General features: G+C 62.5%; 16 protein-coding genes. 12 read left to right on the top strand and 4 right to left on the bottom strand.

The window, feature by feature from the left end:
• Positions 1–35: 35 nt before the first annotated feature.
• Together GH663_RS07950 and GH663_RS07945 are read left to right on the top strand one after the other, a co-directional pair.
• Positions 36–641, top strand: a complete 606-nt coding sequence (locus GH663_RS07950) for a cytochrome c oxidase subunit 3 family protein (protein WP_153131099.1) — start codon at positions 36–38, stop codon at positions 639–641.
• Positions 642–643: 2 nt separating this feature from the next.
• Entirely contained in the window at positions 644–952 is a 309-nt protein-coding gene (locus GH663_RS07945; RefSeq protein ID WP_153131098.1) for a hypothetical protein, read from the top strand.
• Here GH663_RS07945 and GH663_RS07940 read toward each other — a convergent pair.
• Both GH663_RS07940 and GH663_RS07935 read right to left on the bottom strand, forming a co-directional pair.
• Entirely contained in the window at positions 947–2,359 is a 1,413-nt protein-coding gene (locus GH663_RS07940; protein WP_153131097.1) for an aminotransferase-like domain-containing protein, read from the bottom strand. The two genes, GH663_RS07945 and GH663_RS07940, sit on opposite strands and share 6 nt — an antisense overlap.
• An 88-nt stretch (positions 2,360–2,447) precedes the next feature.
• Complete coding sequence (locus GH663_RS07935) at positions 2,448–2,654, bottom strand: hypothetical protein (RefSeq protein ID WP_153131096.1); 207 nt, start codon at positions 2,652–2,654, stop codon at positions 2,448–2,450.
• A gap of 148 nt (positions 2,655–2,802) precedes the next feature.
• On the opposite strand from GH663_RS07935, the gene parE reads away from it, so the two are divergent.
• The 5 genes from parE (at position 2,803) to GH663_RS07910 (ending at position 8,993) form a co-directional block, all read left to right on the top strand.
• The gene (gene parE, locus GH663_RS07930) at positions 2,803–4,752 is read left to right on the top strand and encodes a DNA topoisomerase IV subunit B (protein WP_153131095.1); all 1,950 of its coding nucleotides are present in this window, start codon (positions 2,803–2,805) and stop codon (positions 4,750–4,752) included.
• Positions 4,753–4,870: 118 nt separating this feature from the next.
• Positions 4,871–5,131 (top strand): hypothetical protein, encoded by a 261-nt coding sequence (locus tag GH663_RS07925; RefSeq protein WP_153131094.1) that lies wholly within the window; start codon positions 4,871–4,873, stop codon positions 5,129–5,131.
• A gap of 133 nt (positions 5,132–5,264) precedes the next feature.
• The gene (locus GH663_RS07920; protein ID WP_153131093.1) at positions 5,265–6,101 is read left to right on the top strand and encodes a PA4780 family RIO1-like protein kinase; all 837 of its coding nucleotides are present in this window, start codon (positions 5,265–5,267) and stop codon (positions 6,099–6,101) included.
• A gap of 55 nt (positions 6,102–6,156) precedes the next feature.
• On the top strand, positions 6,157–7,077 hold the full coding sequence (locus tag GH663_RS07915; RefSeq protein ID WP_153131092.1) for a patatin-like phospholipase family protein: 921 nt from the start codon (positions 6,157–6,159) through the stop codon (positions 7,075–7,077).
• 8 nt (positions 7,078–7,085) lie between these two features.
• Positions 7,086–8,993, top strand: coding sequence for a B12-binding domain-containing radical SAM protein (locus tag GH663_RS07910; RefSeq protein WP_153131091.1), 1,908 nt, complete (start codon positions 7,086–7,088; stop codon positions 8,991–8,993).
• Between the two features lie 70 nt (positions 8,994–9,063).
• Here GH663_RS07910 and GH663_RS07905 read toward each other — a convergent pair whose 3' ends face one another.
• A complete protein-coding gene (locus GH663_RS07905) occupies positions 9,064–9,444 on the bottom strand; it encodes a DUF3597 domain-containing protein (RefSeq protein ID WP_153131090.1) in 381 nt (126 codons plus the stop codon).
• A 236-nt stretch (positions 9,445–9,680) separates the two neighbouring features.
• Between GH663_RS07905 and hsdR the strand changes: the two genes are divergently transcribed.
• From hsdR to parC, 5 genes are all read left to right on the top strand, one after another.
• The gene (gene hsdR, locus GH663_RS07900; RefSeq protein WP_153131089.1) at positions 9,681–13,163 is read left to right on the top strand and encodes a type I restriction-modification system endonuclease; all 3,483 of its coding nucleotides are present in this window, start codon (positions 9,681–9,683) and stop codon (positions 13,161–13,163) included.
• 84 nt (positions 13,164–13,247) lie between these two features.
• Positions 13,248–14,444, top strand: a complete 1,197-nt coding sequence (locus GH663_RS07895) for a Fic family protein (protein WP_153131088.1) — start codon at positions 13,248–13,250, stop codon at positions 14,442–14,444.
• Positions 14,441–15,880 carry a class I SAM-dependent DNA methyltransferase gene (locus tag GH663_RS07890; protein WP_153131087.1) on the top strand — a complete coding sequence of 480 codons (1,440 nt, stop codon included), beginning with the start codon at positions 14,441–14,443 and terminating at the stop codon, positions 15,878–15,880. The genes GH663_RS07895 and GH663_RS07890 overlap by 4 nt, the downstream gene beginning before the upstream one ends.
• Positions 15,877–17,214: a restriction endonuclease subunit S gene (locus tag GH663_RS07885; RefSeq protein ID WP_153131086.1), complete on the top strand. Its 1,338-nt coding sequence runs from the start codon at positions 15,877–15,879 to the stop codon at positions 17,212–17,214. Before GH663_RS07890 ends, GH663_RS07885 begins: the two co-directional genes overlap by 4 nt.
• Positions 17,215–17,320: 106 nt before the next feature.
• Positions 17,321–19,696: a DNA topoisomerase IV subunit A gene (gene parC / locus GH663_RS07880; RefSeq protein WP_153131085.1), complete on the top strand. Its 2,376-nt coding sequence runs from the start codon at positions 17,321–17,323 to the stop codon at positions 19,694–19,696.
• 84 nt (positions 19,697–19,780) lie between these two features.
• On the opposite strand, the gene GH663_RS07875 is transcribed toward parC, so the two are convergent.
• The gene (locus tag GH663_RS07875; protein ID WP_153131084.1) at positions 19,781–20,305 is read right to left on the bottom strand and encodes a phasin family protein; all 525 of its coding nucleotides are present in this window, start codon (positions 20,303–20,305) and stop codon (positions 19,781–19,783) included.
• Positions 20,306–20,411: the final 106 nt, after the last annotated feature.

Below are 20,411 nucleotides of genomic sequence, written 5' to 3'. Positions count from 1 at the left end.
ATGGACGCTCAAACCATTCACCTTGCGGATCAAAAATGACAGCGGTGGCAATTCCCGTATTCGAACAACAAGACAACGCGCCCAGCGGCCGGCGCATCCCGGGCAACAAGGGCATCTGGGTCGGCATCACCTGCGAATTTGTCGAGTTCCTGGTGCTCTTCGTCGTCTATTTCGTCGCCCGCGCCCACTTTCCCGAATCTTTCGAGCAAGGCACCGACCGCCTGTCGCGCGTCGCCGGCACGGTCATCACCTTGTTGATGGTGACCAGCAGTTTCTTCATCGCCTGTTCGGTCGCCACCATGCGCGCCGGCAAGCGCCGGCAGTCGATCTACTGGCTGGTTTCCGGGCTGGTCGTCGCCCTCGGCTACCCGCTGGCCAAATACATGGAAATCAGCTGGAACCTGGCACACGGCATCAATGGCGAATCGGGCATTTTCTTCACGGTCTATTACTACCTGACCTTCAACCACCTGGTACATGCCACCTGGGGCATTCTCGGCATTCTCTGGGTGCTGGCCCGCCATCTGGCCGGCGGCTATTCAGCCGACGACCACGCCGGCCTGGAGGCGCTGGCCAGCTATTGGCACGCCACCGACATCATCTGGCTGGTCATCTTCCCCTTCTTCTACGTCCTGGCCTGATCATGCAAACCAGCCATTCCGCCCCCTCGTCCGCTCTAGCCCCCCTCGCCTACGCCTGGCTGGCGCTGGTTGCCCTGACCCTGCTCAGCCTCGGCCTCGGCCACTGGTTCCACGGCGCCAGCTGGCTGCCGCTGCTGGTCGCCGTCATCATCTGGCTGAAGGGCAAGCTGATCGCCCGCCAGTTCATCGAGTCGCACATCGCCCACCCGTTCATTGCCCGGGTACTCAATGCCTTCATCGCCTTCACGCCGATCGCGCTGCTGCTGATCGCCTTCTTCGGCACGCAGTTCGCACGCTGGGCAACGCTATAGCTGGTCGGCGACCAGTTGGCCGAGGGTGGCGATCGCCGCCTGCTGGCGCGGCGAGTCGGGATGGCCGAAATTGAGGCGCAGCCAGTGGCCGAATTCGCGCTTGGCGGAAAAGATCGGCCCCGGCGCGATACTGATGCCATGCGCCAGCGCCTGCCGGTGCAGCAACAGCGCATCGACCTGGCGTGGCAGTTCCAGCCAGAGAAAATAGCCGCCCTGCGGCCGGGCCAGCCGGGTGCCGGCCGGGAAATGCCGCTCGACGGCCTCAACCAGCATCACCTCCTGCCGGGCCAGCGTGCGCCGCAAATGGCGCAGATGGTTTTCGTAGCCGCCGTGCTTCAGATAGTCGGCCAGCGCGATCTGCACCGGAATGGTCGTCGCCAGGCTGGTCGATAGCTTCTGGCGCTGGATGCGGCTGGCGTAGCGGCCAGCCGCGACCCAGCCCAGGCGATAGCCGGGGGCCAGGCATTTCGAAAACGACGAGACGTGCATGACCAGCCCGTCGCTGTCCTCGGCCTTGCTGCACAGCGGCGCCTGCGGGCCGAAGTACAGTTCGGCATAGACGTCGTCCTCGATCAGCGGCACCTGATGCCGGCGCAGCAATTCGAGCAGCACCTTCTTGTTCTCGTCCGGGACCCGGCCGCCGCTCGGATTGGAAAAATTCAGCATGAACAGGCAGGCCTTGATCGGGTGCAGCCGCAAGGCTTCCTCCAGCGCCGCCAGGCTGACCCCGTCGCGCGGATGGGTCGGGATTTCGATGACCTTGAGGCCGAGCCGCTCGCTGGCCTGCAGCGTCGCGTAGAAAGTCGGCGACTCGATGGCGATCAGGTCGCCCGGCCGGGTCACCGCCTGCAGGCACAGGTTCAGCCCTTCCAGCGCGCCGGAGGTGACGATAATTTCCTGCGGCGAGACATGGGCGCCGTGGGCCAGGTAGCGCAAGGCCAATTGCCGGCGCAGCTCCTCGTTACCGGGCGGCAGGTCGGTCACCGTCGCCAGCGGGTCGAGCTTGCGGGCGGCGCTGGCCAGAAAGCGGCCGAGCTTGTCGAGCGGAAACAGGTAGGGGCTGGGAAAGCTGGAGCCGAGTGGCACGACCGACGGGTCCTTGACGCTTTCCAGGATCTGAAAAATGAAGTCGCTGACTTCCAACTGGGTCGAATCGCCGACCGGCTGGCTCATTTCCGGTTCGGGCAGGCGCTGGCCGAGCCGGGCGCGGACAAAATAACCCGATTTTGGCCGGGCCTCAATCAGACCACGACTTTCCAGCAGATAGTAGGCCTGGCTGACGGTCACCGGGCTGACGTCGTGGGTGCTGCAGGCCTGGCGAATGGAAGGCAGGCGATCACCGGCGCGGAATACCCCTGCGGTAATCAGTTTTTCGGTCTGCTCGGCAAGGTCCTGGTAACGACTCATGCGCGGATGGTATCAGGGGCGGCGCGAGACGACTTTCAGGCAGATCATTTTCCCGGCAAATTGGCCGGCGGCCGAATCCGGCCGGTGTTCAGTGTTCGTTGTGCGGCTCGCCGTCGATCCAGAAGTTCTTGATCCAGGCGGCGCGTCGGTCGAGATGGGAACGCCGGTCGTGCAGGATCAAGCCCGCCATGGTCAGGTAGGGGGGCGGGCTGACCGTCGCGCAGTGCCGGCGGTCAGGGCCGCGGACAAAGGCGAACATCGGTGGCGTATGCTCCGGTGATCCGTGTTGTGTCATCGCGACCTCCGCTATTTGGTGAATAAGGCAAACGGCGATTATGCCATATGCCTTGTCCCAGCGGGCCGCCGACGAACTGGTAGAATCCAGCCCGCAAACCGCCGACTTCCTGCGGTCGACTGCCCAATTTGCCCGATTTTCGAAACGAATGACTGAATACTCCGCCTCCTCCATCCGCGTCCTGAAAGATCTGGAACCCGTCAAGGAACGCCCGGGCATGTACACCCGGACGACTTGCCCGACCCACATCATTCAGGAAGTCATCGACAATGCCGCCGACGAGGCACTGGCTGGCTTCGCGAAAAAGATCGGCGTGCTGGTCCGGGCCGATGGCGTCATCGAAGTCAGCGACAACGGCCGCGGCATTCCGGTCGAGATTCACCCGGAAGAAGGCCGGCCGGCGGTCGAACTAGTCTTCTGCAAGCTGCACGCCGGCGGCAAGTTCAACAAGAAGGAATCGGGCAACGCCTACCGCTTCTCGGGCGGCCTGCACGGCGTCGGCGTCTCGGTGACCAACGCGCTGTCGATCCGCCTGGAAGTCGAGATCAAACGCGGCGGCGGCATTCACCACATCGCCTTCGGTGCCGGCTTCGTCACCGAACCGCTGAACCGCATCGGCGACTGTGGCCCGCGCACGACCGGTACCACGGTGCGCATCCAGCCCGACCCGAAGTATTTCGACTCGCCGAAGATCAACCTCGGCCAGCTTGAGCATCTGCTGCGCTCGAAGGCCGTGCTGATGCCGAATGTCACGGTCGACCTCGAAATCGAGGGCGAAACCAAAAAGACCTGGTGCTACCAGAACGGGATGGCCGACTACCTCAATGAAATGATGGTCGGCTCGCCGGTGGCGCCGATCTTCGTCGGTGAAAAATATGTCGATACGGCCAACGGTTTCGCTGTCGGCGAAGGCGCCACCTGGGCGCTGGCCTGGTTCGAGGAAGGCGGCGGCAAGCCGGAAAGCTACGTCAACCTGATCCCGACGCTTGATGGCGGCACCCATGAGGCCGGGCTGAAGGCCGGCGTCTTCGAGGCGATCAAGACGTTCGCCGATCACCACGCCATCCTGCCGGCCAAAGTGAAGCTGGCGCAGGAAGACGTCTGCGGCCGGATGACCTATCTGCTGTCGGCCAAGGTGCTCGACCCGCAATTCCAGGGCCAGACCAAGGAAAAGCTGACCAGCCGCGACGCCTACAAGCTGGTCTCACAAATGGTGCGCGATCCCTTCGAGCTGTGGCTGAACAGCCATGCCGATTTCGGCAAGAAGATCGCCGAACTGGCCGTCAAGGCTGCACAGAACCGGATGAAATCGACGCAGAAGGTCGAGAAGAAGAAATCCTCCGGCATCGCCACCCTGCCCGGCAAGCTGACCGACTGCGAGTCGGACGACATCACGCGCAACGAAGTCTTCCTGGTCGAGGGCGACTCGGCCGGCGGCTCGGCCAAGCAGGGCCGCGACAAGGAAACCCAGGCCGTGCTGCCTTTGCGCGGCAAGGTGCTCAACACCTGGGAAGTGGACCGCGACCAGCTGTTCAAGAACAACGAAGTGCATGACATTTCCGTCGCCATCGGCGTCGACCCGCACGGCGTCGACCAGATCGACAGCATCGACGTCAGCGGCCTGCGCTACGGCCGCATCATCGTGATGTCCGACGCCGACGTCGACGGCTCGCACATCCAGGTCCTGCTGTTCACCCTCTTCCTCAAACACTTCCCGGCCCTGGTCGAACGCGGCCACATCCACGTCGCCCAGCCGCCGCTGTTCCGCGTCGATGTCGAAGCACGCGGCCATACCCGCAAGGTCTATTGCCTCGATGAAGCCGAGAAGGAACAGACGCTGCAGAAGCTGGCCGACGAAGGTGTTTCGGAAAACAAGATCACCGTCTCCCGCTTCAAGGGCCTCGGCGAAATGAACCCGGACCAGCTGTGGGAAACCACGCTCTGCCCGGACACCCGCCGCCTGGTGCCCTTCCAGGCCAGTCGCGAGATGATCAAGGAAATGAACACCACGTTCACTCTGCTGATGGGCAAGGGCGAAGCCGCCGGCCGCCGGGCCTGGATGGAGAAGGATGGCGGACTGGTCGAGGCAGACGTCTGAGTCCCGACGCCCCCCTCAGCCTCCCGCCTCCTGCGGTTGACCGGGTAGAAAGCACGAAAACCGGCCTAATCGCCAGACCGGATGTCGAACCGGCCAGCTGCCAACAGGAGCATGCAATATGTCAAACCGTATCACTACCATCCTCGTCGCCTGCGCATTGCTTGCCCTGGCCTTTGCCCTCAATCCTTCGCCGGAAAAGCACCGCGCCCGGATCAAGGACGCCATCGGTGAACGCAGCCAGCTGCAACGAGTCCTGGGTATTGGCCACCTGACCTCCTTCGCTTCGACCTACCACTCGCTGGGTGTCGTTTCGTATACGACGGTCAACGAGAAAGTGACCTCCATCGGCGTTATGGGCATGGTCTTTGTCCCCGACTGATGAGATGCGATGAGAACCATGGCCGCCTGGCCTGGTCAGATAACGCTGTAAATGAGTACATGGCACACCAGATGGCGTTGAACCCGTGGTCTGATTCGCCCCTGAATCCCTTGCCCCGAGACGCCGAAAGCCCATGAAAACCCCAAAAAGACTCACCACACTCGTTGAAGAAGGCCTTATAGACGAGGTGTTGGGGCAATTGATGAGCGGCAAGGAAGCCACCGTCTATATCGTCCGCTGCGGTGAGCACATCCGTTGCGCCAAGGTGTACAAGGAAGCCAACCAGCGCAGTTTCCGCAAGGCCGCCTCCTACCAGGAAGGGCGCAAGGTCAAGAACAGCCGGCAGGCGCGCGCCATGGAAAAAGGCAGCCGCTACGGCCGCCAGATGCAGGAAGAAGTCTGGCAGAACGCCGAGGTCGATGCCCTGTACCGACTGGCCGCGGCCGGTGTCCGCGTGCCGCAACCGCACATCTGTTTCGAGGGCGTGCTGTTGATGGATCTGGTCAGCGATGGCGAGGGCAACGTCGCGCCACGCCTCAACGATGTCGCGCTGAGCGAGGAAGTGGCACTGGAATACCACGCCCTGCTGGTCAACCAGGTCGTCCGCATGCTGTGCGCCGGCATCATTCACGGCGACCTGTCGGAATACAACATCCTGGTCGGCGCCGATGGCCCGGTCATCATCGACTTGCCGCAGGCCATCGATGCCGCCGCCAACAGTGCAGCAGCCGAGATGCTGGAACGCGACGTGATCAACCTGCGCAGCTATTTCAGCGCCTTTGCCCCATCGCTGAAAGATAGCCAGTACGGCAAGGAAATCTGGAGCCTGTACGAAAGCGGCCTGCTCCGCCCCGATCAGGTGCTGACCGGCCAGGTCGTCCTCGACGAACATCTGGCCGATGTCGATGCCGTGCTGTTCCAGGTCGAGCAGGCGATCAAGGAAAACGAAATCCGCCGCATGTGCCAGTAAGGCAAACTCAAGCCAGCGGCCTTATCCGAAAATACTTACCCCCAACATTGCATTCATGAAGCCCACCCTGATTCTCCGCCGCGCCCTGCTCGCCGCCTCCATCGCCTGGCTGGCCGGCTGCGCCGCCGTGGCGCCGGGCAAACCCGGCCCAGCGACAACCGTCGCTCCGCACAAACCCAAGATCGCCCTTGCCCTCGGCGGCGGCGCGGCGCGCGGCTTCGCCCATATCGGCGTGATCAAGATGCTGGAATCGCAGGGCATCGTCGCCGACTACGTGGTCGGGACCAGTGCCGGCGCCGTGGTCGGTTCGCTCTATGCCGGCGGCCACGATGCCTACGCGATGCAGAAAATCGCCCAGCAGCTCGACGAAACCATCTTTGCCGACTGGACACTGGGCGGACGCGGCTTTCTCAAGGGCGAGGCGCTGCAGGGCTTCGTCAATCAGCATCTGCGCAACCGCCCGCTGGAAGGCCTGAACAAGCCGTTTGCCGCCGTCGCCACCGACCTCAAGAGCGGTGAGCGAGTTGTCTTCCGGACCGGCGACAGCGGCCTCGCCGTGCGCGCCTCGGCCGCCGTGCCCGGCGTTTTCCAGCCGGCCCAGTTTGCCGGCAAGTCCTATGTCGATGGCGGCCTGAGCAGCCCGGTTCCGGTCCAGGCGGCGCGCGAGATGGGCGCCGACTTCGTCATCGCCGTCGATATCTCGGCCCGCCCCGAGGGCCAGCCGGTCGACAGCCTGAGCAGCGTCATGTGGCAGACCATCACCATCATGGGCGGCGTCATCGGCCGCAATGAACTGCGCGAGGCCGACATCGTCATCCGCCCCAACCTGCCCTACGTCAAGTCCTGGGACTTCACCGCCCGCCACGATGCGATCCTCGAAGGCGAACGCGCCGCCCAGGCCGCCATCCCGCTGATCCGCCAGAAGCTCGCCCGACAGGCGGGCAGCCCGGCACTGGCCAGCGCCAAGACGCCTTGAGCCAGCCGATGACGCCCGCCAGCCCGCGCCGCATTCTGTCCGTCATCCCGCCGATGACGCAGTTGAACACGCCCTACCCGTCGACCGCCTACCTGACCGGCTTTCTTCGTTCACGCGGCTTCGACGCCGTGCAGGAAGACATTGCGCTGCAACTGGTCCTCAAACTGTTTTCGCCGGCCGGCCTGCAGGCGATCCACGACAAGGTGCAGGCGGTGCCGGCCAAGAAGCGCTCGCCCTCGCTGCACTGCTTCGCGGAAAATTTCGAGCGTTACCTCGCTACCGTTACGCCGGCCATCGCCTTTCTGCAGGGGCGCGATCCGTCGATCGGCCACCGCATCTGCGGCCGCAATTTCCTGCCGGAAGGCCCGCGCTTCGCCTCACTCGACGTCTATATCGACGATGAAGGCGGCGACCCGCTGGCCTGGGCCTTCGGCTCGCTCGGCGTGCAGGACCGGGCGCGCCATCTCGCCACCCTGTTCCTGAACGACCTGGCCGACGTCCTGCGCGAAGCCGTCGACGCGCGCTTCGAATTCGTCCGCTACGCCGAGTCGCTGGCCCGCAGCCAGCCGACTTTCGAGCCGCTGGCCCGCGCCCTGGCCGCAGCCCCCAGCCTGGTCGACCAGACGCTCGAAAAACTGACTTTGCAGGCCGTCGACCGCAGCAATCCACAAACCGTGCTGCTTTCTGTGCCTTTCCCCGGTTCGGTCTATGCCGCCTTTCGCATCGCGCAAAGCATCAAGGCGCGCCATCCGGCCATCGTCACCGTACTCGGCGGTGGCTGGGTCAATACCGAATTGCGCGAACTGAAAGAGCCGCGCGTCTTCGATTATTTCGACTACGTCACGCTCGACGACGGCGAGCAGCCGATCATCGCCCTGCTCGAACACCTCGACGGCACGCGGCCGCGCCTCAACCTGGTCCGCACCTACACCCGCGTCGACGGCCAGGTCCGCTACTTCAACAGCAGCGAGCCCGACGTTCCCTTCGCCGAAGTCGGCACGCCAACCTGGGACGGCCTGCCGCTCGACCGCTACCTGTCGCTGCTCGACATGCTCAACCCGATGCACCGCCTGTGGTCGGATGGGCGCTGGAACAAGCTGACCGTCGCCCATGGCTGCTACTGGAAGAAGTGCAGCTTCTGCGACGTCAGCCTCGACTACATCGGCCGCTACGACGGCGCCCCGGCCGAACTGCTGGTCGATCGCATCGAAGAAATCATCGCCGAAACCGGGCAGACCGGCTTCCACTTTGTCGACGAAGCCGCGCCGCCCAAAGCGCTGAAATCCCTGGCCGACGAGTTGCAAAAGCGCAACCGCTCGATTTCCTGGTGGGGCAACATCCGCTTCGAAAAATCCTTCACCCCGGAACTCTGCAACCAGCTGGCCGACAGCGGCTGCATCGCCGTCTCCGGCGGTCTCGAAGTCGCCTCCGACCGCCTGCTCAAGCTGATGAAGAAAGGCGTCTCGGTCGACCAGGTCGCACGCGTCACCAAGGCCTTTAGCGAAGCCGGCGTGCTGGTCCACGCCTACCTGATGTACGGCTTCCCGACGCAGACCGTGCAGGACACCGTCGATGCGCTCGAATACGTCCGCCAGTTGTTCGCCGAAGGCTGCATCCAGTCCGGCTTCTTCCACCGCTTCGCCTGTACCGTGCATTCGCCGGTCGGCCTCAATCCGGCCGAATACGGCATCAAGCTGCAACCGCTGCCGCCGATCACCTTCGCCAGCAACGACGTCGAATTCATCGACCCGACCGGTGTCGACCACAACAGTCTGGGCAAGGCGCTGAACAAGGCGCTCTACAACTACATGCACGGCATCGGGCTGGACGAGGACGTCCGCGCCTGGTTCAACGAACGCGTGCCGAAACCGCGGGTTGGCCGCCATTTCATCGCCAAGGCGCTGAGCAGCCGTTGATTTGCTGCAAATACAAAGCAGAAGGCCCGCGACCAGCGGGCCTTTTGCTCTTGGCAGCCAGAAATCCTGCTTAAAGGAGTTCAGCCGGGATATTGCCGCCGTTATTGGCCAGTTTCTGCAGCACGGTCTTGTGCAGCCACATGTTCATCTGTGCCGAATCGCCCATCTTCTCGGCCGGGCAGCCCAGTTCGGTCGCCAGTTCCTTGCGTGCCGCCAGGCTGCTGTCCAGGCCGAGCAGTTTCAGCAGATCAACGATGGACGTCTTCCAGTTGAGCTTCTCGGCATGCCCGGCCGCCAGCGCCTCCAGCCTGGCCACGACATCGACCGCGCTGATCGCCACCGGTGCCGCGGCAGCGGGCGCCTCTACGGCAGCCGGTGCTGCCTCGGCCGCCACTTCCTTCTTTTCATCGCCAAAACCAAGCTTGGCCAGAATGTTGCTGAAGATTCCCATGCTGTTTCTCCTTCGCGACGGATTGAACAAATACACAGCCCGGAAAAATCACCGGGCCTAAGTTCATGTTAGTTGCATTTGGCGACAAGCTTGGTGAATTTTTATTAAGCGGTTTTTACAATTAGTAAACCGCCCCCAATCACCCCATCGGCATTACAAAACGGCGAAGCACTGGCCCGGCAGAGGCAAAGTGCGTTAAATTTCCGGCCATGCTGTCTGCAAGTAACCGCCAATAAATCCGGGGCCCAATCATTTCCAGCAATTTCGCTTTTCTCGCCGAACACGACCCGGTCTTTCTGCAACTCGCCGGCACTGCCGAGCAGGTCTTCGCAGCCGATCCCAACACCACGCTGATCAAACTGCGGCAGCTGGGCGAAGCCTTGGCGCAGGATATTGCCGCCCGTGCCGGCGTCGAGTTCGATCACGAAACCACGCAGGCCGATCTGCTCTCTCGACTTGGGCGCGAAATCCGCCTCGACGCCACCGTGCGCAACCTCTTCCATACCTTGCGTATCGAGGGCAACAAGGCAACACATCAGTTTCGTACCCGACACAAGGAAGCGATGGATGGCCTCAAGCTGGCCCGCGCCCTTGCCGTCTGGTTTCATCAGTCGTTCGGCAAAGCCGGCGCTGCTTTTCAGCCCGGCCCTTTCATTGCACCCAGCGACCCCAGTCAGGCCTTGCGTTTGCTGCAAAGTGAAATCGCCCAACTGCGCGCCGAGTTGGGCGACAAAACCACCGCGCTTGAAAACAACCAGCAAGTCGCCGCCCTGATCGCCCGTGAAAAGGAAGAGTACGCCGTCCTCGCCGCGCAGATGGATGCCGAAGCGCGCACCTACCAAAGCCTGGCGGAAGAACAAGGCGCCGTGCTCGACCGCGTCCGGCTGGAATTCGAGCAACGACTGCAAGCCCTGCAAAAGCAAGTCGATGCCAGCCAGAAAGCGGCTCAACAGGTCAGCCAAAGCACCGGGAATGCCAGTAAACAACTGGTACTCAGCGAGGAACTTACCCGCATCCTGATTGACCAGCAATTGATCCAGGCCGGTTGGGAGGCCGATACCCAGCAACTCACTTATGCCCGCGGTGCACGCCCGGAAAAGGGCAAAAACCGAGCGATCGCCGAATGGCCGACACTCGGCAAGGAAGCCGCCGATTACGTTCTGTTCGCCGGCCTGACGCCGATCGCCGTCGTCGAAGCCAAGCGCCAAAACGCCAACGTCGCCGGCAAGATTCCGCAGGCCGAACGTTATGCACGCGGCTACCGCCAATTGCCGGCCGCCCAACCGGCATGGCAACTCGAAGGCCACCACAGTGGCTGGCCCGATGCCGAAAGCAGCCGCTTCGAAGTTCCCTTCGTTTACTCCAGCAATAGCCGGCCCTACCTGCAGCAGCTCGCTGAACAGAGCGGCACCTGGTTCCGCGATGTGCGCCGCCCGGCCAATCTCGCCAAGCCGCTGATGGATTTCCACACCCCGGCTGGCCTGCTGGACATGCTGACGCGCAGCAAGAGTGAAGCCGAAACCAGGCTGCAACAGGAAGGTTTCACCTACCTGCGCCTGCGCAACTATCAGGAACGCGCCATTCAGGCCGTCGAAGCGGCTCTCGCCGCCGGCCAGCCCAACTGCCTGCTGGCGATGGCCACCGGCACCGGCAAAACGCGCACCATCATCGGCCTGATGTATCGCTTCCTGAAAGCCGAACGCTTCCGGCGCATCCTCTTCCTCGTCGACCGCAGCGCCCTCGGCCAGCAAGCGCAGGAAAACTTCGACGAAGCTGCGCTCGAACAAAACCTGCCGCTCTCCAAGGCCTATAACATCGCCGAAATGGGCGATATGGCCGCCGAAGCCGAAACCCGCGTCCAGGTCGCCACGGTGCAGGCCATGGTCAAGCGCATCTTCCAGAGCGACTCCCCGCCGGGCATCGACGAATTCGACTGCATCATCATCGACGAAGCCCACCGCGGCTACACCCTCGATCAGGAAATGTCCGAAGGCGAACTGCAGGTCCGCGACCAGGCCCAGTACCTCTCGACCTACCGCCGCGTTCTCGACTATTTCGACGCTACCCGGATTGCGCTGACCGCCACCCCGGCCAAGCACACCAGCGACATCTTCGGCCGCCCGGTCTACACCTACTCCTACCGCGAAGCCGTCGCCGACGACTGGCTGATCGACCACGAACCGCCGATCCGCTACGAAACCCTGCTCAGCAAGCACGGCATCAAGTTCGCCAAGGGCGAGCAAGTCAGCGCCATCGACCTCGGCACCGGCGAAATCGAGCAATCCGAACTTGAAGACGAACTGAAATTCGAGGTCGAAAGTTTCAACCGCCGCGTCATCAGCGAAGACTTCAACCGTGTCATCTGCGAACAACTGGTCGAAGAAATCGATCCGTTCAGCCAAGAAAAAACCCTGATCTTCTGCGCCACCGACCTGCACGCCGACATGGTCAAGCGCCTGCTCGACGCTGCCTTCAAGGAAAAATACGGCGACGAATACGCCGAAGCCGCCGTCCGCAAAATCACTGGCCAGTCGGACAAGATCAAGCAACTCATCGCCCGCTACAAAAACGAGCGTTACCCCAGCATCGCCATCACCGTTGATCTGCTCACCACCGGCATTGACGTCCCCGCCATCAGCCATATCGTCTTCATGCGCCGCGTTCGTTCGCGCATCCTCTACGAACAGATGATCGGCCGCGCCACCCGCCGCTGCGACGACATCGGCAAAACCGTCTTCAAAATCTACGACCCGGTCGATATTTACAAGGCGCTCGAAGCGGTCAACACCATGCAGCCGCTGGTCAAAGACCCGAACATCACACTCGAACAACTGGTCGGCGAACTCGACAACCCGGCCAGCTTCACCGCGCCCGGCAGCCGTGCCGGCATCCACCACGCCCACGATGTTCTCGACGCCATCAGCCAGAAGCTCATGCGCGTCCTGCGCAGCGCCACGCACCATGCCGAGAAAAAGCCCGAGATAAAAACCCGGCTCGACGAACTCGAACAACACTGGGGCGTCGCCCCCGCCATCCTCCACAAGTACCTGCGCGAGCTGGGGCCGACTGCTGCGGTGGACTGGCTGAAACAGCAAAAATCGCTGATCGCCCAAGTCGAAGGCCTCCGGCTGATGATCGGCAGCGCCTACAAGCCCATCATCTCCGGCCACAAGGACGAACTGCTCGCCCGCGAACAAAGCTACGGCAGTTACAGCAAGCCCGAGGACTACCTCGACAGCTTCAACCACTTCATCCAGCAGCAACTCAACCAGTCCACCGCCTTGAGTGTCGTGGTCAATCGCCCGAAAGACCTGAGCCGTGAGCAACTGCGCGAAGTCCGCCTGCTCCTCGACGAACACGGCTACTCCGAAGCCCGCCTGCAAACCGCCTGGCGCAACCGCAGCAACCAGGACATCGCCGCCAGCATCATTGGCTACATCCGCCAGGCCGCACTCGGCGAAGCCCTGCTCCCCTTCGAGCAGCGCGTCGCCCGGGCCATGCAGGGCATTTTCAGCTTCACCGCCTGGACGCCCGTACAACGCAAATGGCTCGACCGCCTCGCCAAGCAACTGCACCACGAAGTCGTCATCGACCAGCAATTCGTCAACCGCGCCTTCGCCACCGACGGCGGTGCCAAGCGGCTCGATGCCATGCTCGGCGGCAAGCTGGATAATGTGCTCGAAACGCTGGCCGATGGCCTGTGGTCGAGTGCAGCCTGAGCCGAATCACCGCACCATTCGGCTCAACACATGAGCCGAATAATGTTAACATTCGGCTCATCGACTTGAATATCTCCCCCCCTCATGTCCCATTGGATCTGGCAACACCCCGACTGGCCCCATTTCGACTGGCAGGCTGAAACGCTTACTCCGTTGTTGCGCCAGGTTGCCATCGCCCAGGGCCGGTTACTCGGGCGCACGCGCACCGGCGATCAAACGCTGCAAGCCGAATTCAGCCTGGATGCCCTGTTGCAGAACATCGTCAATTCCGGCGCCATCGAAGGCGAACGGCTCAATGTCGAATCGGTACGCTCCAGTCTGGCCCGCCGCCTCGGCCTCGATGCCGGCAGCACGCAACCCGAGGCGCGCAGCGAAGGGCTGGCACGCATCATGTGGGACGCCACCACCAATCTCGATGCCCCGCTGAGCGAAGCCCGCCTGTTGCAATGGCACAGCTGGCTGTTTGCCGGTGATGACGGCTTCCTGGGCCAGAAAATCCGCATCGGCGACTGGCGCGGCAACGACCCGATGCAAGTCGTCTCCGGCCGCATCGACCGCCCCACCGTGCACTTCGAAGCCCCGCCGCGTGACGGGCTGGAGGCGCGCATTGCCGAATTCGTCGCCTGGTTCAACGCCAGCCGCAGCGACACTACGCTCGACCCGCTGCTGCGCGCCGCCATCGCCCACTTCTGGTTCGTCACCCTGCACCCTTTCGACGACGGCAACGGCCGCATCACCAGGGCCTTGACCGATCTCGCGCTGGCCCAGGGCGAACAGCAAAGCATCCGTTTCTACGCCATGTCCGTCGCCATCCTGGCCGACCGCAAGGGCTACTACCAGCATTTGGAAAATGGCCAAAAACTGGCGTCGACCGCAGCAATCAGCGAATCACTCGACCTCACCCCCTGGCTACGCTGGTTCCTGAGCACCCTGCAGCAAGCCATCGCCGATGCCGAAGCGCAGATCGACCGCGTCCTCGGCAAAAGCCAGTTCTGGCTGCAACACCGCCAGCACGGCCTCGGCCCGGAACAGATCAAGGTCCTCAACCGCCTGCTCGACGGCGACCAGGCCGAGCGCGGCGGCTTCGCCCAGGGTATCAGCGCCGCCCAATACCAGGCCGTCGCCAAGGTCAGCAAAGCCACCGCCACCCGCCATCTCACCGACCTCGTCGCCAAGGGCTGCCTGGTCAAGCTGCCCGGCGGCGGTCGCAACACCCGCTATCAAATCCTCTGGCCCGCCACCGGCGCGGCCGCCATCGTACAAACCCCGGAACACCCATGAGCAACAACGAAATCGTCCAGAAACTCTGGAACCTCTGCGACGTCCTGCGCGACGACGGCATCAACTATTCCGACTACGTTACCGAACTGGTCCTGCTGCTGTTCATCAAGATGGAACACGAAAACGCCCAGAGCGGCGTCATGCTCGGCCACAAGTTGCCGGAAGGCGCACGCTGGCCGGACATCGAGAAACTGAGCGGCGTAAACCTGCTCAACCACTACCGCGCCATGCTGCTCGACCTGTCGCAAAGCACCGACCCGCTGATTTCCGCCATCTACGCCGACGCGCAGACCCGGCTCAAGGAACCGCGCCACCTCGAACAACTGATCAAGAGCATCGACGGTATCGACTGGTACTCCGCCCAACGCGACGGCCTCGGCGACCTCTACGAAGGCCTGCTCGAAAAGAACGCCAGCGAAACCAAGTCCGGCGCCGGCCAATACTTCACGCCGCGCCCGCTGATCGACTGCATCGTCGCGCTGATCAACCCGCAAGCCGGCGAAACCATCCAAGACCCGGCCGCCGGCACCGCCGGCTTTTTGATCGCCGCCGACGCCTGGATCAAATCCAAAACCGACAACTACTACGACCTTAGCGAAAAGCAGCGCGAATTCCAGCGCAACAAAGCCTTCATCGGCATGGAACTCGTCCCCGGCACCCGCCGTCTGGCGCTGATGAACTGCCTGCTGCACGGCATGGAAGGCGATGCCGAAGGCGTCATCCACCTCGGCAACACGCTCGGCAACGCCGGCAGCAGCCTGCCCAAAAGCGACATCATCCTGAGCAATCCGCCCTTCGGCACTGCCAAAGGCGGCGGCGGCCCGACCCGCGACGACTTCACGCACCGCACCGGCAACAAGCAGCTCGCCTTCGTCCAGCACATCTATCGGCATTTGAAAGATGGCGGCCGCGCCGCCGTCATCCTCCCCGACAACGTGCTCTTCGAAGCCGGCGTCGGCGCCGACATCCGGCGCGACCTGATGGACAAATGCAACCTGCACACCATCCTGCGCCTGCCCACAGGCATCTTCTACGCCCAAGGCGTCAAGACCAATGTGCTGTTCTTCGACAAAGTCAGCCAGCACGCCACCGGCAGCACGAAAGATGTGTGGGTTTACGACCTGCGTGCCAACATGCCCCGCTTCGGCAAACGCACGCCGCTCACCCGCGAGCATTTCGCCGATTTCGAGCAATGCTACGGTCAACCGGCAAAAGCACCCGAAAATGGAACCAGCCGCTACCGCAGCTTCAGCCGCGAATGGATCAGGGAACGCGCCGACAGCCTCGACATCGCCTGGCTGAAAGACGACAACGCCGAAGACGCCGCTGACCTGCCGGAGCCGGCCGTGCTGGCGAAGGAAGCAATAGGCGAACTGGAAGGCGCGCTGGCGGAATTGCAGGCGATTTTGAAGGAGTTGGGCGAGGTGGAGGAATGAGCGGGCTGCCTAGCGGTTGGGCCGCAACCAATATTGCCGAAATCGGCGACTTGGTCGGCGGTAAAACACCAAGCAAGGCCGAGCCGCGTTTTTGGGCCAATGGAACAGTGCCTTGGGTATCGCCCAAAGACATGAAGGTATTCGATCTTGCTGGTTCAGAAGATCAAATATCTGAAACAGCAATTAGTGACGGAGGCATGAACCTACTTCCGGCCCGATCAATTCTGATGGTGACCAGAAGCGGCATCCTGTCGCATACCTTTCCGGTTGCAATCACGCGAAATCCGGCCACTATCAATCAAGACATCAAGGCTATTACCCCAACTGCGGCTTTCAATACACGCTATCTGGCCTACAACCTCAAGTCACAGCAAAGAGCAATACTGAACGGTTGCGCCAAGTCGGGAACAACTGTTGAAAGCATCGAAACTGAGCAGCTAAAAAGACTCCCAATCCCCCTCGCCCCACTCCCCGAACAAAAACGCATCGCCGACAAACTCGACAGCGTGCTGGCGCGGGTGGATGCCTGCCGCGACCGCCTCGACCGCCTCCCGGCTCTGCTCAAACGCTTCCGCCAGTCCATCCTCGCCGCCGCCACTTCGGGACAGCTAACAGAGGATTGGCGAGACAAGGCTCCACGCAAGTGGAGTTCCGCCAGATTAGGATCGGTAGCAAAATTTATCGATTACCGCGGTAAAACGCCGACAAAAACAGCTAGTGGTACCCCACTGATAACAGCAAAAAACGTACGCAGAGGCTTCATTAGTTTTGAGCCACGAGAGTTCATCTCCGAGTCGGCCTATGATGGTTGGATGACACGCGGCTTTCCCTCGAAAGGTGATGTTCTTATCACTACGGAAGCCCCACTAGGCAACGTCGCGGTGATCAATTGGGATTTTAAGTTCGCTTTGGCGCAACGAATCATCTGCCTCCAGTTTAATGAGCAGATTTTCGGTTCTTATGCCGCAGTCGCCTTGCAAAGCGATCAATTCCAAGCGCAACTGATTGAGCAATCTACAGGCTCAACTGTAGCGGGCATAAAAGCGTCGCGACTTAAAGAACTTCAAATCGAAATTCCGTCGATTGCCGAACAAACCGAAATCGTCCGCCGCTTCGAACTCCTCTTCGCCTTCGCCGACCGTCTCGAAGCCCGGCTCGCCGCCGCCCGCCGCCAAGTCGGCCAACTGACCCCGGCCCTGCTCGCCAAAGCCTTTCGCGGCGAACTGGTGCCGCAAGACCCGGCCGACGAGCCGGCGGCCGAACTGCTCAAGCGCCTGGCCGCCCAGCGGGAGACAGCACCCAAGGCCAGGCGTGGCCGGGCCAGCAAAGCCTGAAGCAGCCAATCGCGTGTTGTCGCCAGCGAGAAAGCGCGCAACAATTCGCCCTCAAAATTAAACCCCACGCGCTCCGATGAGCCCGTGATCGGATTTGCAGGACACCATGACCGACCAACTCAATCTATTCGACCCGAACGCCCAGGCAGCACAGCCCCAGCCCACCGCCACCCCGGCCGCCGGCTTGCCTGCCGAGCAACTTGATCTGGCGGCCGGTCAACCGCCCGATCTGCCGCCCTCAGCCAACGGCCCGGCCGACGATATCCCCTCGCCGGCCGACTACGCCGCCCGCCGCTATCTCGAATACGCGATGAGCGTCGTCACCGGTCGCGCCCTGCCTTCGGCCGCCGACGGCCAGAAGCCGGTGCAGCGCCGCATCCTCTACGCCATGCACCGGATGGGCCTGTACAAGAGCCCGCGCCACGTCAAATCGGCCCGTGTGGTCGGTGACGTGATCGGTAAATACCACCCGCACGGCGATTCGTCGGTTTACGACGCCATGGTCCGCATGGCGCAGGACTGGAGCCTGCGCTACCCGATCGTCGATGGCCAGGGCAACTTCGGCTCGCGCGACGGCGACAACGCCGCCGCCATGCGTTACACCGAAGCCCGCCTGACGCCGATTGCCGAGCTGCTGCTGGCCGAACTCGACGAAGGCACGGTCGACTGGAAGCCCAACTACGACGGCGCCAACGATGAACCGGCCCTGCTCCCGGCCCGCCTGCCCTTTTGCCTGTTGAACGGTGCCTCCGGCATCGCGGTCGGCATGGCCACCGAAATCCCGGCCCACAACCTGCGCGAAGTGGCGAATGCTGCGGTCAACCTCGTCAAAAACCCGAATTTCAGCGAAGACGAAGTCCTGGCGCTGATTCCCGGCCCCGATTACCCGGGCGGCGCGCAGATCATCTCCTCGCCCGAGGAAATCGCCGCCACCTACAAGAGCGGCCGCGGCAGCCTGCGCGTCCGTGCCAAATGGAAGATCGAGAATCTGGCGCGCGGCCAGTGGCGTCTGGTCATCACCGAACTGCCGCCAGGCGTGTCGACGGCGACCGTGATGTCGGAGATCGAGGCCTGCTCCAACCCGGTGGCCAAGGAAAAGGCCGGCAAGAAGGTATTCACGCCGGAACAGCTGAACCTGAAAGCCGCCTTCCTGTCGGCCATTTCGGAAAGCGGTGTGCGTGACGAATCGGGCAAGGAACACGACGTCCGCCTGGTCATCGAGCCAGCTTCGTCGCGCCAGGGCCAGGACGATCTGGTGCGCATGCTGCTCGCCCACACCAGCCTCGAAACCAACGCCTCGATCAACCTGACCGTGCTCGGCGTCACCGGTACGCCGCGCCAGGCGTCGCTGTACAGCATGATCGAGGAATGGTGCCGCTTCCGGCTGGCCACCGTCGAGCGGCGCACCCGCCACCGCCTGACGGCCGCCGAAAAGCGCATCCATATTCTCGAAGGCCGGCAGGCCATCCTGCTCGACATCGACCGCGTCATCAAGGTCATCCGCGAATCGGACGACCCCAAGGCCGATCTGATGGCGCACTTCAAGCTGTCCGAAATCCAGGCCGAAGACATCCTCGAAATCCGCCTGCGCCAGTTGGCACGCCTGGAAGGCATCAAGATCGGCGAGGAACTGGCCAAGCTGCGCGCCGAAGCGGCCGGCCTGAACCACCTGCTGAGTTCGGAAGAAGCGCTGCGCGCCTGCGTCGCCAGCGAAATCGAGGCCGATGCCAAGAAGTACGGCGACGACCGCCGCACGCTGATCGAAGCCGACGCCAAGGTGACGATGTCGGATGCGAAGACCGTTTCCATCGTTGATGAACCGACGACGCTGATCGTCTCCAAACACGGCTGGCTGCGCTCGCGCCAGGGCCACAGCATCGACCCGACGCAACTGACCTTCCGTTCCGGCGACAGCCTGCTCGCCTGTCTGCCGTGCCGGACGGTCGACCACCTGATTTTGCTCGATACCAAGGGCCGCGCCTATTCGATCCCGGCCTCGGACATTCCCGGCGGCAAGGGGGACGGCATTCCGGCCACCTCGCTGGCTGACTTCCAGGAAGGCGGCAAGCCCTGCCTGGCCCTGGCCGTCTCGAACGACAAGACCTATCTGGTGGCGGCCGACGGCGGCTACGGCTTCCGCTGCCAGGGCAGCGACTTCATGTCGCGCGGCAAGGCCGGCAAGGCCTTCCTGTCACTGGGCGACAACGAAGCCCCCGCCGTCTTCATGCCTTCCCCGGCCGACGGCGAAATCGCTTGCATTACCAAGGATGGCCGGGCGCTGGTCTTCAATCTCGAAGAAGTCCGCCTGCTCGCCAAAGGCCGCGGCCTCAAGCTGATCGACGCCGCCCCGGGCAAGACGGCGCTGGAAGACATCGTGCCGGTCGTCGATGGTGCTGCCGGCAAACTCAAGGGCGAACGCCTGGAAATCTGTCGCGGCAATCGCGGCGGCAAGGGTAAGCTGGTCCGGGCCAACCGGAAGTAAGCCGCCCACCGGCGACTCGGGAAACAGCAGACGAAAAAAAGCCGGAGCATGCTCCGGCTTTTTCATGCTTGCTTAGCGAAGCAATCAGGCAGCCTTGCTGGCCTTGACGGTCGCAGCAGTCGCAGCGGCAACGCTCGCTTCGGCCACTTCGGCAGCTTGCTTGGCAACCTTGTTCAGGCCTTCGTAAGCTTCGTTGGCCGACTTGATGGCGGTCTTGACGGCAGCGACAGCCACTTCGGAACCCGCCGGGGCAGCAGCCAGAGCCTTTTCAACCAGACCGGAAACCTTGGCGTTGGTGTCGGCAACCTGGGTTTCAACTTCCTTGGCGATCTTGTCCTTGGTTTCGGAAGCGATGGCGATCACGTTACGCGAATATTCCATGCCCTTCTCGATGGACGGGGTAGCAAAGGTCTTTTGCAGTGCGACGAAGGACTGGACATCCTTGGCGCCGAGCAGGGTCGTGAAGTTGGACATGGCGACTTCGAAGACCGAACGGGCGGCTGCCAGATTCAGCAGGGCCAGACGTTCGACGCCGTCAAAAGCGGTATTGGCAAAGAACAGGGCGAAGTTGAAACCAGACTTGGCGAAATCTTCAGGTTTGGTGATCATGGTAAATTCTCCGTTGGGGTTGGGGTAATTCTTGGGTGCTGCTTATATATTTGCTGCACCGCAACATGACTTCATTCTAGCCAACCCGAAGGGCATGTCAAGCAAT

It is taken from the genome of Dechloromonas hortensis (genome assembly GCF_009469765.1).
Lineage (GTDB): Bacteria > Pseudomonadota > Gammaproteobacteria > Burkholderiales > Rhodocyclaceae > Azonexus > Azonexus hortensis.
The sequence above is the reverse complement of the archived record's forward strand: the minus strand, read 5'-3'. Positions and strand labels throughout refer to the sequence as shown.

Excerpts from the sequence above, each read along its gene's own strand:
- GH663_RS07950 (WP_153131099.1), top strand. The coding sequence starts at position 36 with ATGACAGCGGTGGCAATTCCCGTATTCGAACAACAAGACAACGCGCCC.
- GH663_RS07945 (WP_153131098.1), top strand. The coding sequence starts at position 644 with ATGCAAACCAGCCATTCCGCCCCCTCGTCCGCTCTAGCCCCCCTCGCC.
- GH663_RS07940 (WP_153131097.1), bottom strand. The coding sequence starts at position 2,359 with ATGAGTCGTTACCAGGACCTTGCCGAGCAGACCGAAAAACTGATTACC.
- GH663_RS07935 (WP_153131096.1), bottom strand. The coding sequence starts at position 2,654 with ATGACACAACACGGATCACCGGAGCATACGCCACCGATGTTCGCCTTT.
- parE (WP_153131095.1), top strand. The coding sequence starts at position 2,803 with ATGACTGAATACTCCGCCTCCTCCATCCGCGTCCTGAAAGATCTGGAA.
- GH663_RS07925 (WP_153131094.1), top strand. The coding sequence starts at position 4,871 with ATGTCAAACCGTATCACTACCATCCTCGTCGCCTGCGCATTGCTTGCC.
- GH663_RS07920 (WP_153131093.1), top strand. The coding sequence starts at position 5,265 with ATGAAAACCCCAAAAAGACTCACCACACTCGTTGAAGAAGGCCTTATA.
- GH663_RS07915 (WP_153131092.1), top strand. The coding sequence starts at position 6,157 with ATGAAGCCCACCCTGATTCTCCGCCGCGCCCTGCTCGCCGCCTCCATC.
- GH663_RS07910 (WP_153131091.1), top strand. The coding sequence starts at position 7,086 with ATGACGCCCGCCAGCCCGCGCCGCATTCTGTCCGTCATCCCGCCGATG.
- GH663_RS07905 (WP_153131090.1), bottom strand. The coding sequence starts at position 9,444 with ATGGGAATCTTCAGCAACATTCTGGCCAAGCTTGGTTTTGGCGATGAA.
- GH663_RS07895 (WP_153131088.1), top strand. The coding sequence starts at position 13,248 with ATGTCCCATTGGATCTGGCAACACCCCGACTGGCCCCATTTCGACTGG.
- GH663_RS07890 (WP_153131087.1), top strand. The coding sequence starts at position 14,441 with ATGAGCAACAACGAAATCGTCCAGAAACTCTGGAACCTCTGCGACGTC.
- GH663_RS07885 (WP_153131086.1), top strand. The coding sequence starts at position 15,877 with ATGAGCGGGCTGCCTAGCGGTTGGGCCGCAACCAATATTGCCGAAATC.
- parC (WP_153131085.1), top strand. The coding sequence starts at position 17,321 with ATGACCGACCAACTCAATCTATTCGACCCGAACGCCCAGGCAGCACAG.
- GH663_RS07875 (WP_153131084.1), bottom strand. The coding sequence starts at position 20,305 with ATGATCACCAAACCTGAAGATTTCGCCAAGTCTGGTTTCAACTTCGCC.